The 13395-nt window shown below is 63.6% G+C and carries 13 protein-coding genes and 1 pseudogene; 7 read left to right on the forward strand and 7 right to left on the reverse strand.

Going from position 1 to position 13395, the window contains the following annotated elements:
• Window positions 1-2: 2 nt before the first annotated feature.
• Window positions 3-815: a TetR/AcrR family transcriptional regulator gene (locus AAHB16_RS14170; protein ID WP_150374723.1), complete on the reverse strand. Its 813-nt coding sequence runs from the start codon at window positions 813-815 to the stop codon at window positions 3-5.
• Window positions 816-986: 171 nt separating this feature from the next.
• On the opposite strand from AAHB16_RS14170, the gene AAHB16_RS14175 reads away from it, so the two are divergent.
• The 3 genes from AAHB16_RS14175 to AAHB16_RS14185 are packed head-to-tail and all read left to right on the forward strand — an operon-like array spanning window position 987 to window position 3725.
• Entirely contained in the window at window positions 987-2318 is a 1332-nt protein-coding gene (locus tag AAHB16_RS14175; protein ID WP_342051177.1) for an aspartate aminotransferase family protein, read from the forward strand.
• Window positions 2315-2779 (forward strand): acyl-CoA thioesterase, encoded by a 465-nt coding sequence (locus tag AAHB16_RS14180; RefSeq protein ID WP_150374721.1) that lies wholly within the window; start codon window positions 2315-2317, stop codon window positions 2777-2779. The genes AAHB16_RS14175 and AAHB16_RS14180 overlap by 4 nt, the downstream gene beginning before the upstream one ends.
• Window positions 2780-2789: 10 nt before the next feature.
• Window positions 2790-3725, forward strand: coding sequence for a 3-keto-5-aminohexanoate cleavage protein (locus AAHB16_RS14185; protein WP_150374720.1), 936 nt, complete (start codon window positions 2790-2792; stop codon window positions 3723-3725).
• Here AAHB16_RS14185 and gcvA read toward each other — a convergent pair whose 3' ends face one another.
• The gene (gene gcvA / locus AAHB16_RS14190) at window positions 3726-4631 is read right to left on the reverse strand and encodes a transcriptional regulator GcvA (protein WP_150374719.1); all 906 of its coding nucleotides are present in this window, start codon (window positions 4629-4631) and stop codon (window positions 3726-3728) included. It lies immediately after the preceding gene.
• A gap of 150 nt (window positions 4632-4781) precedes the next feature.
• Here gcvA and AAHB16_RS14195 point away from each other — a divergent pair, with 150 nt between their 5' ends.
• From AAHB16_RS14195 to AAHB16_RS14210, 4 genes and pseudogenes are all read left to right on the forward strand, one after another.
• A complete protein-coding gene (locus AAHB16_RS14195) occupies window positions 4782-5984 on the forward strand; it encodes a CaiB/BaiF CoA transferase family protein (RefSeq protein WP_150374718.1) in 1203 nt (400 codons plus the stop codon).
• Window positions 5981-7105, forward strand: a pseudogene (locus AAHB16_RS14200) (acyl-CoA dehydrogenase family protein); the annotation flags it as partial. The gene AAHB16_RS14195 and the pseudogene AAHB16_RS14200, both read left to right, overlap by 4 nt.
• Before the next feature lie 81 nt (window positions 7106-7186).
• The gene (acuI, locus tag AAHB16_RS14205) at window positions 7187-8191 is read left to right on the forward strand and encodes an acrylyl-CoA reductase (NADPH) (protein ID WP_223851850.1); all 1005 of its coding nucleotides are present in this window, start codon (window positions 7187-7189) and stop codon (window positions 8189-8191) included.
• A gap of 39 nt (window positions 8192-8230) precedes the next feature.
• The gene (locus AAHB16_RS14210) at window positions 8231-9220 is read left to right on the forward strand and encodes a tripartite tricarboxylate transporter substrate binding protein (protein ID WP_342051178.1); all 990 of its coding nucleotides are present in this window, start codon (window positions 8231-8233) and stop codon (window positions 9218-9220) included.
• A gap of 42 nt (window positions 9221-9262) precedes the next feature.
• Here the strand turns inward: AAHB16_RS14210 and AAHB16_RS14215 are convergent, their stop codons facing one another.
• From AAHB16_RS14215 to hppD, 5 genes are all read right to left on the reverse strand, one after another.
• Window positions 9263-9781, reverse strand: a complete 519-nt coding sequence (locus AAHB16_RS14215) for a DUF3455 domain-containing protein (RefSeq protein ID WP_223851735.1) — start codon at window positions 9779-9781, stop codon at window positions 9263-9265.
• Between the two features lie 54 nt (window positions 9782-9835).
• On the reverse strand, window positions 9836-10123 hold the full coding sequence (locus AAHB16_RS14220) for a putative quinol monooxygenase (RefSeq protein WP_150374716.1): 288 nt from the start codon (window positions 10121-10123) through the stop codon (window positions 9836-9838).
• Window positions 10124-10130: 7 nt separating this feature from the next.
• Complete coding sequence (locus AAHB16_RS14225; RefSeq protein ID WP_150374715.1) at window positions 10131-10838, reverse strand: glutathione S-transferase N-terminal domain-containing protein; 708 nt, start codon at window positions 10836-10838, stop codon at window positions 10131-10133.
• A gap of 68 nt (window positions 10839-10906) precedes the next feature.
• A complete protein-coding gene (locus tag AAHB16_RS14230; RefSeq protein ID WP_150374714.1) occupies window positions 10907-12103 on the reverse strand; it encodes an amino acid aminotransferase in 1197 nt (398 codons plus the stop codon).
• 130 nt (window positions 12104-12233) lie between these two features.
• Window positions 12234-13307 (reverse strand): 4-hydroxyphenylpyruvate dioxygenase, encoded by a 1074-nt coding sequence (hppD, locus tag AAHB16_RS14235; RefSeq protein ID WP_150374713.1) that lies wholly within the window; start codon window positions 13305-13307, stop codon window positions 12234-12236.
• Between the last annotated feature and the right edge of the window lie 88 nt (window positions 13308-13395).

A 13395-nucleotide genomic window follows, 5' to 3' on the forward strand; every position in this document is an offset into this window, starting at 1 on the left:
CGTCACATCTGCGCGAGGCGTTTCTCCATCCCGGCGATCACGACTTCAACGTATGTGGCAAAGCTCGAGTCCATCGGCGCCTCGACGCCATTCTGCCAACGAACGATGAAGGCGCGATTCGCCATGGCAGGAAGGTATCGCGCAAGCATCGGGTACTCGAGTGCGCGAATTTCGTGGGCCTTCTGCTGCAATTGCGCGGCCCAGGCATCTGGGTCATCGGTAGGCACCGCGGCGAACTCGAGCGTAGGGAATCCGACCATCGCGGCAATGACCACGTTGTAAAGCTCCACAATGCCCTCCTCCTTGCAGCCTGCAGATACCAGAACAGTGAGGATTCGGTCGATCATGCCCGGACTCAGGCACGAGTTCGCGACCAGCTGTCCACCGACAAGCTGGGCCGCGTTCGGGTGTTCCTTCATCACCGCGCGGCATCGAACAAACAGTTCGCGAAACCAGTCCTGCCACGTCAACTTGCCGATCTCTGGCGCGACATCGGCCATGGTGGCTTCAACGACGGCTGCGAGCAGGTCGTCACGGGTTGCAACGTGCCAGTAGACGGCGGCCGGATAAACGCCCAGCGAGCGGGCGACATCCCGAAGGCTGAAGCGCATGACGCCATTGCGGTCAATCTGTTCGATGGCGGCGGCAATGATCCGCTCCCGGGTCAGACCGGTATCCGCGGCCTTCCGGGTCGTTTTCCTGGCGCTTGCTGGCGCGCGTGAAGCCGCCTTCTTCTTTGGCCCCGCCGCATTTTCGGTCTTCTCTTCGGTTTTCTTGACGCGGGCACGTGGTGTCCGTTGAGTCGAATTTGGCATGGATGTATCCGTTACGTTGCTTGTCCGCACAACTGTCCATTGTACAGCGCACAGGTTTTTGGCTATGCAGGCAAAATTATGCAGATGACAACCATAAATTGATCAGTGGACAATGCAAATGTTGATCGCTATCATAGCCGGCATACCGGACCCACGGAGTGCAGCTTCTTCATGAACAATTTCGCAATCCATATCGACGTCGCCGCCATCGACAAGGCGGTGGCTGCTGCAGCGGCAAACTACGCGGAACGAAACCCGAACAGCCAGGCGCAGTATGTCCAGGCGACCGAGGTGATGCCAGGCGGCAACACACGTTCGGTGCTGTTCTACACCCCATTCCCCCTGGCGATCGTTCGCGGAGAGGGCTGCCGGCTTTGGGATGCGGACGGCCACGAGTATCTGGACTTCATCGCGGAATTCACGGCCGGGATCTATGGCCATTCGAACCCCGTCATCCGGGCGGCCATCGATGGCGCGCTGGACAAAGGCATCAATCTCAGCGGCCATAACCTTCTGGAATCCCGGCTCGCGAGGATGATTTGCGAGCGGTTCCCCTCTGTCGACGCCATACGCTTCACGAACTCGGGAACCGAGGCCAACCTGATGGCCATTGCTACCGCGAAGGTTCATACCAGGCGGGCGAAGATCATCGTCTTCAAGGGTGGTTATCACGGCGGTGTCCTCACGTTCGCTGCCGGTGGCAGTCCCGTGAATGTTCCGCACGAGTATCTGATCGCGAATTACAACGACCTCGAGAGTGTTCGAACGATCTTCGAGACATACCCGGAGGACGTCGCCGCGGTCGTCGTGGAGGCCATGCAGGGCGCGTCGGGTTGCATCCTCGGCAAGCCGGCGTTTCTGGCAGGTCTGCGTGAGATGACGACGGCGTATGGTGCGCTGCTGGTTTTCGACGAGGTGATGACGTCCCGCCTGGCACCCGGTGGACTGCAGCAAACGTTGGGAATCCATGCAGATCTGACGACCCTCGGCAAGTACATTGGAGGTGGGATGTCGTTCGGCGCGTTTGGCGGACGCCGGGACCTGATGGACCAGTTCGACCCACGCAATCGCGCTGCAACGCCCCATGCCGGCACGTTCAATAACAACGTTCTCACGATGGCCGCCGGTGCCGCGGGACTGGCCGAACTGTACACACCCGCCGCCGCGCGCGAACTGAACGCGATGGGGGATCAGCTGCGTCGTGAACTGAATGCCATGTGCACCGCGCGTCGTGTGCCGATGCAATTTATCGGGACGGGGTCGCTGATGAACCTTCAAGCCGGCACTCAGGAAATTCGTTCGGTCTCCGACCTGGACCCGAATGGAAACATTCTTAAAGACTTGTTCTTTTTCCACATGATCGAGCAAGGCATCTATATCGCGCGCAGAGGTTTCATTGTGCTGAGCCTGCCAATTACACCGATGGAGACAGGTCGGATGCTGAGGGCTGTCGAAGGCTTTATCGATCGGTACGAGTCCGTGTTGAAGCCTGTCGCTCCATGACGCAGCCGAATGTCGTGGGTGCATTCGAGTGCAGAAAACTGGTGAGGTTTCAGCACTGCGATCCTGCGGGCATCGTGTTCTATCCGCAGTATTTCGTGCTCTTTCATGAGCTGATCGAAGACTGGTTCAACGAAGGCCTGCAAGTCAACTACGCGAATCTGATCTCGGTGCGACGGACGGGTGTACCGACCGTCCACCTCGAGGTCGATTTCAAATCGCCAAGCAAGATCGGCGATAGCCTGCGAATGCAGTTGGCTGTTACTCGCGTGGGGGACAGCTCCGTATCGCTCGCCTTGAGGGCCGTGTGTCACCACGAGGTCCGGGTCGAGATATCGCAGACGATCGTATTTCTCTCATTCGACAGACGCGTGGCGATATCGATTCCGGAAGATTTGCGCGAGCGCATGCTTCAGTATGCCGTGCGCGACGATGCGCCGATGGCTGCATCGAGAAGGGAGTGAGCAGGTTTTCATGGCGAAGAACAAGGTGATAGTCCTCGTCGCACCAACGGGCGGCATGGCATTCAAGTCACAGAATCCTTACCTGCCGACGCAGCCAGAGGAGATCGCACGCGACGTGTACGACTGCTACAACGCTGGCGCAAGTGTTGTGGCCATACATGCCCGGCGTCCGGACGACGAAGCCACGTGCAACGCCGATATCTACGCGGATATCAACGCACGCATCCGCGCGGCATGCGACATCGTCATCAATAACTCGACTGGCGGCGGTGTCCACGGCGACATGATCCGGCCGATCGAGGGCGGGATGTGGGACACCGTTTGGGAAGAGCGTATCAAGGGAATGGAAGCGGGGGCCGAAATGTGTACCCTCGACGCTTTCACGTTCGTGGCTTCGTTCGGTGGCAAGGAAGTCCTGCTCAACACGTCGCCATCGCGCGGCCGGTTTCTTGCGGAAGCAATGAAGACGCGCGGAATCAAGCCCGAATGGGAGGTCTTTAGCCCCACCCATATCGTCCAGGACGCGACGACCTTGATTCAGATGGGGCTGGACGAACCGCCATACGTGTTCAACCTGGTCATGAACGCGCACCGCGGCTTTCAGAACGCGATGCCCTATAGCCCGAAGGGCTTGCAGTACATGGTCGACCTGTTGCCAGAAGAGAGCATCTTCTGCGTGAGCGGGATCGGCCCGGCGCAATTGCCGGCAGGAATCAACTCGCTGCTGCTTGGCGGCCAGATGATCCGGGTCGGTCTGGAAGACAATTTGTACTACCGCCAGGGGCAACTTGCCCGCAATGTCGAACTGGTCGAACGCACCGTGCGCATTCTGCGCGAAATGGATTACGACATTGCGTCGCCCGCGGAGGCCCGTGAAATGCTCGGACTCCCCAGGACCGATACTTCCGCGCGTCCACGCTTCTCGCCTCCTCTCCGTCACGCCTGATCAGCCCAATACTATTTGGGAGACGCTCGCATCAAATAGGGACCCCTGCTCGATCATCCAATCGCAGAAAGTCTTCACGATGGGATCATGCTGCCGTTCGGCGCGCGTGATCAGAAAATAGCCCGGTGTAGTGAGTTCCAGCGCCCCGAACGGTGCGACGAGACGTCCGGCCGCAAGGTCCGTAGCAACGAGGGGCGAGTAGCCCATCGCCACGCCGAGGCCGTCGATTGCGGCCTGCAGGCAGAAGTACAGATGCTCCAGTTCGAGGGATTGCGCGGGGACCACGCGCGTGTGCTGTACCGCCGCCAGCCAGTCGTCCCATGCCGTGCGGCGCGCCGGGCAGTGCAGGATCGTATGGTGGGCCAGGTCTGCGATGGTCGATAACGGCGCGCGCTCGAGCAGCGCCGGCGAGCATACGGGAAACGCGGTTTCCGAAACGACCTTCACCTTGTGTAGTCCCATGACCTCCTGCGGCTCGCGGCGAATGACGACATCGACGTTCGCGGGTATCTGGCTCATAGGCTCGAGGCCCGTGGATATCTCCACCTCGACGTGCGGATGCAGCGCGCGGAACGCGGCGAGCCGTGGAAAGATCCATCGCATGGTGATGGTGGGCAATGCGTTGACTCGCAGCACTTCATGCGCGCGAATGCGCCGCGATGCGGACGCGATCGCGGCCAGCGCGGGACTGATGGAGTCGAGATAGAGCCGTCCCTGATCGGTCAGTTGCACCGATCGCCCCAGCCGGTGGAAGAGCAATACACCCAGCGATTGTTCCAGCGCCTTGATCTGGTGGCTCACCGCGGCATGCGTGACGGAAAGCTCGTCCGCCGCGCGCGAAAAGCTGCGCAGCCTGCCGGCAGCCTCGAAGGCCCGGATCGAATTGAGTGGGGGTAGTCTTTGCATAGTGTTAGGAAAGCTAACATTAGCGGCCAGTTTATATCGTTTGATGCCGGTCGGTCGAGAGAGTCAAATGCTCCTGCTCCGCACGCGGCGCGCACAGGGCGCGGCACCGCAGTGTGAGGAATATTCATCCCATGAGGGAGAGGAGACGACATGCTGGCAGGCAGGCGAGTGCTGGATCTGAGCTGGGTACTGGGCGGACCGTTCGCGGGACAGTTGCTCGCGCAGCTCGGTGCGGACGTGATCAAGGTGGAGACACTCGACGGGGACACGGCACGGCGCGTGCCGCCCCTCACCGAGGCCGGGGACTCGCCGTTCTTCCTGTCGGTCAATCGCGGGAAGCGCGGCATCGCGCTCGACCTGAAGACGCCCGGCGGCAAGGAAGCCTTTCACGATCTGCTGCGCGAAGCCGATGCCGTGATCTACGGTTTCGCGCCGTCCGTACCCAAGCGGCTGGGGCTGGATTTCGAGACGCTGGCCGCCATCAATCCGCGCATCGTCGTGGCGCAGATGATCGGGCTACATGATCAGGGCGAGTATGCGAACGCCCCGGCCTTCGACCTCATGCTGCAGGCAATGTCCGGGCTGATGAGCATCACGGGTGAAGCAGGCAGGCAGCCCGTGCGCGTGGGCTATCAGGTGGCCGATCTGGCCGGAGGCCTGTATCTCGCGCTCGGCACGGTGGCGGCGCTGTGCCGTGCCCAGGCGACGGGGAAGGGCGAATGCGTGCAGGTTTCCCTGTTCGACGCGCAGGTGGCCATGATGACCTGGCAGGCGCAGGGCTGGCTATGCGGCGGCGCGATGCCGCAGGCGGGTGGCGCACGGCACGCCATGATCGCGCCGAGCGATATCTTCCAGACCGCCGATGGAAGGTGGATCGCGCTCGCGCCGACGGGCGAACATTTCTGGCGCAAGCTTTGCGAGTCGATAGGACGCCCCGAGCTCGCGGACGATCCGCGCTTCCTCGACGGTGCCGCGCGCATCGCGAACGTGCCGGCGCTCACGCGAGAACTCGCGGACACCATCGTCACGCGGCCCGCGTCCGAATGGGAATCGATCTTTACGGAAGCCCGTGTGCCGGCTGCCGTCGTCCTGAACGTCAGCGAGGCCCTTGCGCATCCGGTGGTCCACGAGCGGCGCATGGTCGAACAGGTCGCACATCCCGCGGACGGCACCGCGGTGCCCATGCTCGGCAACCCCTTCAAGTTCGCGGACGCGCCATCGCTGGCATATCCACCCGCGCACGGTGCCGATACCGCGCGCGTCCTGCGCGAGGTGGCCGGCTATTCCGCGGCCCGCATCGACGCGCTCCTGCAAAGCGGCGCCATCGCCGACGCTTGCGAGGCTACGGCATGAACGCGGGCGATCTCGACGTAGTGGAGCGCCGCATTGCGGCGCTGCTCGACACGACGCGGCAGTTCGCGACAGATACGGTGGCTCGACTGGCCGGCAGCGGGTTGGATACCTGGGCAGGCGCGGCCATTCGCGAAGCGTGCGCGCGCGGCATGGCGGGCATCGAGGTTCCCGCCGAACTCGGCGGACTTGGGTTGCCGTTTCGCGCGCGCACACTGGTCGCGCAGACGCTCGCGGAAACGGAATTCGCGTTTGCCTTCGCATTCATCAACCACCATAACGCCGCCCTCCGCATCGCGGAGAGCGGAACGCCCGCGGCACGCGGGAAGTACGTTCCCGCAATGCTGAGAGGCGAGTTGATCGGATGCACGGCGATGACGGAGCGGGGCGCGGGCAGCGACTTCACGTCCATCGCCATGCGGGCGAGCCGGGTGGAGAACGGCTGGCGCCTGACCGGCGACAAGCAGTGGATCGCCAGCGCGACCGGCGCCGAAATTTCGCTCGTGTTCGCGCAGACCGATGCATCGCAGGGCGCCAACGGCATTGCCTGCTTTATCGTGGATCTCCGCACGCAAGGTTGCGTTCGTCAGGGCGATATGCCCATCGACGGACTCGAACTCGCGGGGATCGGCGGCTTCGCGCTCGACGATTGCTTCGTTCCGGAGGAGGACGTGCTCTATGCGCCTGGGGCCGGCTTTCGGCAGGCGATGGCGGGCGTCAACAAGGCGCGCGTGCATATCGCGGCGATGGCGTGCGGCGTCATGCGAAGCGCGCTCGAGACGGCCACGGCATGGACCGCGTCGCGTACGGTCTACGGCCAACCCGTGATCAACCAGCAGGGCGTGCGTTGGTCGCTCGTCGACGCTGCGGCCAAGCTGGATATTCTGGACATGCTGACGCAACGGGCTGCACAGGCGATCGATTCGGGCAGTCCCGAGGCAATGCAGGCGGCTGCAAGCGCCAAGCTCTACGCCGGCAACGAGACCGAAAGCGTGGTCTCCGCCTGTATCCAGGCCATGGGCGCACGCGGGATGGCGCGCGACACCGGCATGAGCCGGCGCCTCATGGCGGCGCGCGCGCTATGCCTTGCCGATGGCTCCAACGAAGTCATGCGCGATCGCCTTGGCGCATCGCTCGCTCAACGATTCCGGCGTCGCGCTGGCGATGCCGGGCCACCCCACACCGAAGCGACCACCACCTCCACCATGCAAACACCTCCGACCACGTTCCGTGCGTTGTTCATCGACAAGGCCGAAGGCGGCGGCACCCGCTGCGATCTGCGCTCCCTCGGCAGGGCGGCGCTGCCGGAAGGGGATGTGCTCGTGCGCGTCAGTCATTCCACGCTCAACTACAAGGATGCGTTGGCCATCACCGGCCGTTCGCCTGTCGTGCGGAAGTTTCCGATGGTACCGGGCATCGATTTCGCGGGTGTCGTGGAGCGCAGCGCGGATGCGCGTTTCGCCGTGGGCGACACCGTGGTGTTGAACGGGTGGGGCACCGGAGAAACGCACTGGGGTGGTCTTGCCGAGTACGCCGTGACACGCGGCGACTGGCTGGTCCCGCTGCCGGCGGGGATGTCGGCGCGGCACAGTATGTCCATCGGCACCGCGGGCTACACGGCCATGCTGTGCGTGATGGCGCTGCAGGCGCGCGGCGTGATGCCCGAGTCCGGGCCCGTGTTGGTGACGGGGGCGAACGGCGGTGTCGGCACCATAGCCATCTCGATTCTGTCGAGGCTTGGCTACGCCGTAACGGCCTCGACGGGCCGGCCCGACCAGGCCGACTACCTGATCGGGCTTGGCGCCAGCGGCGTCATCGATCGCGGCGTGCTGGCCGAGGCGGGCAAGCCGCTTCAGAAGGAGGCATGGGCCGCGGCCGTCGACTGTGTCGGCGGTCATACGCTCGCCAACGTGCTCGCGACCACGCGCTACGGCGGTGTGGTCGCCGCCTGCGGGCTGGCGCAGAGCATGGACCTGCCCGCGACCGTCGCGCCATTCATCCTGCGCGCCGTCTCGCTGATCGGCATCGACAGCGTGTATGCACCGCGAGCACGCCGTCTGGAAGCCTGGAGTCGCCTGGCCGCGGATCTCGATCCGGCCGTGCTGGCGGACAACACGCGCGTCATCGGTTTGAGCGATGCGATCGGCGCCGCGCACGAGCTGCTGGAAGGAAAAGTGAGGGGGCGGCTGGTCGTCGATATCGGCCGCTGACCCCCGCGAGCAGGACACCCCGAGAAGGAGGAGACAACGATGAACAATAAAAGCATTCGCAACACCATCCGCAACCGCGTCGGCGCGGCGATCGCGGGGGCCATGCTCGTACTGGCTCCCGCCGCAGGCCACGCTGATACCTATCCGAGCAAGCCCGTACGTCTGATCGTACCGTTCCCACCCGGTGGCTCCGTGGACTATGTCGCGCGCACGATCTCGCAGAAGTTCTCGGAGAATCTCGGCCAGACGGTGGTCGTCGACAACCGCGGCGGTGCGTCGGGCACGATCGGCACCGCGGAGGCCGCGCGAGCGGCGCCGGACGGCTACACGTTGCTGCTGGTGTTCGACTCGCACGCCGTGAACCAGAGCCTGTACGACATCAAGTACGACACCTTCAAGTCGTTCGATTATGTGAGCCTGATCGGAACGATGCCTATGGCCGTCGTCACATCGAAGAAGTCCGGGCTGACGTCGCTGCAGGCGTTGCTGTCGAAAGCGAAAGCGAATCCCGGCGGCGTGACCTACGGATCTTCGGGGGTGGGGGGCTCCAATCACCTCAACCCCGTCGCTTTCGGCAAGAAAGCGGGGATCGACCTGATGCATGTGCCGTACCGCGGCGGCGGCCCGATGCTCACGGCACTACTGGGCGGCGAGGTCGATATGGTGATCGCCAGCCTGCCGACGGTGATCAACTACGAGAAGACCGGCCGCGCGCATATCGTCGCTACCGCGAGCAAGGATCCTGCGCCGCAGTTGCCCGGCATTCCTACCGTCGATGCCGTGCTGCCGGGGTACGTCGCCCAGTCGTGGGTAGGCATGGTCGCGCCCGCGCAATTGCCGAAAGACGTGTTCCAGAAGATACAGGCAGCGCTGTCGAAGACGCTGGCGGATACAGCGATCCGGAACAAGATGGCCAGTGACGGTTTCAATATCGTCAGCTCCACCCCGGAGGCATTCGAGCAGCAGGTGCGGCACGAGGCCAGGCGTTGGGGAGATCTGATACGAGACGCCAACATCCGGGTCGAATGAATTGAACCGGTTCGCTGTGAGACACATGAATGGCTTGGAGGGCTACTCCAGAAACACATAATCCGCGCGGTAGGGCACGCGATTTTCCTGCCCCTCCTGTGTGCAACCCTGAGCCGGTGCCACACCGCCCTCGGTCTTCAGCCGTTGCACATACCGCGTCTTCGAGAGCAGACCCGTCCCGCCGGTGCTCGTTGCCTGCAACAGCAACAACGGAATGCTGTCGGGGCCCTGGGCCTTCTGCTGCAGCACCTTGCCTGTCACCTTGCTCCCATCGGGCGCCTCCCACGTCGGTCCGGCGTAATGCCGGACGACGCGCTGCCCCGTGTCATCCTTCAGCGTCGCCTCCGGTGCGAGGAACGTCCACGACAACCGGCCGTCGTTCCCGCGCCTGCACTGATAGATCTGCACGCCCGACGCATGCATCGCGGCGATCGTGCCACGCGCGTCGGGGGGCTGTAGTTCGGGCGGAGCCGATATCCCCGACGCGCATGACGCCAGCGCGCCCGCCATGCAGGCGATGGCGACGCTTACCTTGCCAGAATGGCCGCTGAAGTTTGACATCTTGCCTCCCTGTGTCATGTACGGGAGAAGCATAGTACGCGGCGACCGAGACGTTCAACGTACCGGCGTCAGGCGCCGGATATCCAGCTGCGCAATTCCGGTGATGGTCTTGGCCAGGGCCAGGAAGGCCGGCGCATTGGCATGCGCTTCGAGATCCGCCTCGCTGCGCCAGCGTTCGATCATGACAAACGTGCCGGGCTGGCTGGTGTCCGTGCTCAGGTCATACTGCTCGCAGCCTGGCTCCGTTCTGACCGCCTCGACAGCGCGGACGAGCGCATCGCGGACAATGGTTTCCGAGCCCGATTGCGCGGTAATGGTTGCGACAACGACGATGGGTTGCATGATGGGATCAGTCGCGCGAAGGAATGTTCACCGCGCGCTGCACGGCGGGCCGAGCCACGAATGCTTCGAGCACGCGTGACACTTCGGGGAAGTCCTGGATGCCGACGATATCGCCCGCTTCGTAGAAGCCCACGAGATTGCGCACCCACGGGAACGTCGCCATATCGGCGATCGTGTAGTCGTCGCCCATGATCCACGCGCGGCCCTTGAGCCGTTCGTTGAGCACGCCCAGCAGCCGCTTCGACTCCGCCACGTAGCGGTCGCGCGGACGCTTGTCCTCGTACTCCTTGCCCGCGAACTTGTGGAAGAACCCCAGCTGGCCGAACATCGGACCGATGCCGCCCATCTGGAACATCACCCACTGGATGGTCTCGTAGCGCGTGGCCGGATCGGCCGACATGAACTTGCCGGTCTTCTCGGCCAGATAGATCAGGATCGCGCCCGATTCGAACAGCGCCAGCGGCTTGCCGCCAGGACCGTCGGGATCGAGGATCGCCGGGATCTTGTTGTTCGGATTGAGCGAGAGAAACGCGGGCGAGAGCTGATCGTTGCTGTCGAAGCGCACGGCATGCGGTTCGTACGGCAGACCGGTCTCTTCGAGCATCAGCGACACCTTGATGCCGTTGGGCGTGGGCAGCGAGTAAAGCTGCAGGCGGTCAGGGTGGGAGGCAGGCCACTTGTCGTGAATCGGGAACGAGGCCAAAGTTGAAGCCATGAAAACTCCGTGCGGATAGGGAATGGCCGAAATGGTACCCCCATCCGCAGGAGCTTGCTGACAGTCGCTTAATCCTTCAGGACCTGTCCGATGGCATGGGCCACGACGCCCACGTTTCGCTCGTTCAAGCCAGCCACGCACATACGGCCCGAACGCAGCAGATACACGCCATGCTCGTTCTTGAGGCGATCGACCTGATCGGCCGTCAGCCCCGTGTACGTGAACATGCCGCGCTGCTTGATGTAACGCGACAGCTTCTCGCCGGTCACATGCTCGCGCAGCTGGTCATGGATGGCCTGACGCATGCGCGCGATACGATCGCACATCGAGGCCAGTTCCTGCTGCCAGCTCGCGCGCAGATCGGGCGAGGTCAGCACGCGAGCCACCACGCGCGCGCCATGCGTCGGCGGGTTGCTGTAGTTCGCGCGCACGGCACCGGTCAGCTGACCGAGCACGCGGCCCGCTTCGTCGGCGCTCTGGCAGATCACGCTCAGTCCGCCGCAACGCTCGCCATACAGCGAGAAGTTCTTCGAGAACGAATTGGCGACGAGCGCCGGCACGCCCTGGCGCGCGAGTTCGCGCACGACGAACGCGTCGTCATCGAGGTTCGAACCGAAACCCTGATAGGCCATATCGACGAACGGCAGCAGCTTGCGCTGCTTGACCACGTCGATGACCTGCAGCCATTGCGCGTCGTTCAGATCGACGCCGGTCGGGTTGTGGCAGCACGCATGCAGCAGCACGATGCCGCCCTGCGGAATCTGCTTGATCGCGGCAAGCATCTCGTCGAACTTCAGGCCGCCGGTCGCCGGGTCGTAGTACGGATAGCTGTTGACCTTGAAGCCCGCGCGCTCGAACACCACGCGGTGGTTCTCCCAGCTGGGGTCGCTGAGCCACAGCTCGGTGTTGGGGAAATAGCGCTTGAGGAAGTCCGCGCCGACGCGCAGCGCGCCGGAACCGCCCAGCGTCTGCAGCGTGGCGATGCGGCCATCCACGCGCGCCGGATTGTCTTCGCCGAAGACCAGCGCCTGCACGGCCTGGCGATACGCGGCCATGCCCGACATCGGCAGGTATGGCCGCGGACCCATGTCGGCCAGCAGCGCGGCTTCCGCCTCGGCCACGGCCTTCATGACGGGCAGCCGGCCATCGTCATCGAAATAGATACCGATGCTCAGGTTGACCTTGTTGGTGCGCGGGTCCTGCTGGAAGTCTTCGTTGAGCGAGAGGATGGGATCGCCCGGAAAGGCCTCGATATGTTGGAACATGGGCTGGCTTGGCAGAGAGTGGAGGGAGCGCGGGCGGCAGCACGCCGCCAAAACCGATAGCTTACGACAAAAATGACCGCGATCGGCCCCCTTGCGCCGTCTCGCGCGGGGGCCATCCCGGCAAAACCGTTCAAACCTTCAACGTGCCGCGGGCGATCTGGTCGCGCTCGAGCGACTCGAACAGCGCCTTGAAGTTGCCCTCGCCAAAGCCCTCGTCGCCGCTGCGCTGGATGTACTCGAAGAACACCGGGCCGAGCACGGTCTTGGAGAAGATCTGCAGCAGCAGCCGCGGCTTGCCGTCGGCCGTGGTGCCGTCCAGCAGGATGCCGCGCGCCTTGAGCTGGTCCACGGGCTGGCCATGTCCGGGCAGGCGCGTCTCCAGCGCTTCGTAGTAATAGTCGTTCGGTGCCGTCATCAGCTCCACGCCGGCCATCTGCAGGCGATCGATCACCTCGATGAGGTTGTCCGTCAGGAACGCGATGTGCTGGATGCCTTCGCCGTTGAACGCCATCAGGAATTCCTCGATCTGGCCGCTGCCCTTCGACGATTCCTCGTTGAGCGGAATGCGGATGCGGCCGTCGGGCGCGGTCATCGCCTTGGACGTGAGGCCCGTGTACTCGCCCTGGATGTCGAAGTAGCGGATTTCGCGGAAGTTGAAGAGGCGTTCGTAGAAGTTCGCCCAGTAGGTCATGCGGCCGCGATAGACGTTGTGCGTCAGGTGGTCGATCACGCGCAGGCCATGCCCCTCGGGGCGGCGATCGACGCCCTCGATGAACTCGAAGTCGATGTCATAGATCGACTTGCCGTCCTCGAACCGGTCGATCAGGTACAGCGGCGCGCCGCCGATACCCTTGATCGCGGGCAGGCGCAGCTCCATCGGGCCGGTCGGAATCTCCACGGGCTGCGCACCGAGTTCCAGCGCGCGGGCGTACGCCTTGTGCGAATCCTTCACGCGGAATGCCATGCCGCAGGCGCTCGGGCCGTGCTCGGCCGCGAAGTAGGCCGCCTGGCTGTGCGGCTCGCGGTTCACGATGAAGTTCACGTCGCCCTGGCGGTACAGCACCACGTCCTTCGAACGATGGCGTGCCACGAGCGTGAAGCCCATTTTCTCGAACAGCGGTTCGAGGACATTCGGCATCGGCGACGCGAATTCGACGAACTCGAATCCCATCAGCTGCATCGGGTTGTCAAAGAGGTCGGCCATGGGCGTTTGCGTGGAGAGGTCGGTCATGGAGAAATTTTATTGCGGGTGTCAGGCCCGGATATTGCAGGGATCTCGTAAATACCGAGTC

It is taken from the genome of Cupriavidus sp. OTU4054, assembly GCF_038440175.1.
GTDB lineage: Bacteria > Pseudomonadota > Gammaproteobacteria > Burkholderiales > Burkholderiaceae > Cupriavidus > Cupriavidus pauculus_D.

Coding starts and splice junctions, on each gene's coding strand:
- AAHB16_RS14180 (WP_150374721.1), top strand. CDS start 2,315: ATGACGCAGCCGAATGTCGTGGGTGCATTCGAGTGCAGAAAACTGGTG.
- AAHB16_RS14225 (WP_150374715.1), bottom strand. CDS start 10,838: ATGGCTTCAACTTTGGCCTCGTTCCCGATTCACGACAAGTGGCCTGCC.
- gcvA (WP_150374719.1), bottom strand. CDS start 4,631: ATGCAAAGACTACCCCCACTCAATTCGATCCGGGCCTTCGAGGCTGCC.
- AAHB16_RS14175 (WP_342051177.1), top strand. CDS start 987: ATGAACAATTTCGCAATCCATATCGACGTCGCCGCCATCGACAAGGCG.
- AAHB16_RS14195 (WP_150374718.1), top strand. CDS start 4,782: ATGCTGGCAGGCAGGCGAGTGCTGGATCTGAGCTGGGTACTGGGCGGA.
- AAHB16_RS14220 (WP_150374716.1), bottom strand. CDS start 10,123: ATGCAACCCATCGTCGTTGTCGCAACCATTACCGCGCAATCGGGCTCG.
- AAHB16_RS14230 (WP_150374714.1), bottom strand. CDS start 12,103: ATGTTCCAACATATCGAGGCCTTTCCGGGCGATCCCATCCTCTCGCTC.
- AAHB16_RS14185 (WP_150374720.1), top strand. CDS start 2,790: ATGGCGAAGAACAAGGTGATAGTCCTCGTCGCACCAACGGGCGGCATG.
- AAHB16_RS14210 (WP_342051178.1), top strand. CDS start 8,231: ATGAACAATAAAAGCATTCGCAACACCATCCGCAACCGCGTCGGCGCG.
- AAHB16_RS14215 (WP_223851735.1), bottom strand. CDS start 9,781: ATGTCAAACTTCAGCGGCCATTCTGGCAAGGTAAGCGTCGCCATCGCC.
- hppD (WP_150374713.1), bottom strand. CDS start 13,307: ATGGCCGACCTCTTTGACAACCCGATGCAGCTGATGGGATTCGAGTTC.
- acuI (WP_223851850.1), top strand. CDS start 7,187: ATGCAAACACCTCCGACCACGTTCCGTGCGTTGTTCATCGACAAGGCC.
- AAHB16_RS14170 (WP_150374723.1), bottom strand. CDS start 815: ATGCCAAATTCGACTCAACGGACACCACGTGCCCGCGTCAAGAAAACC.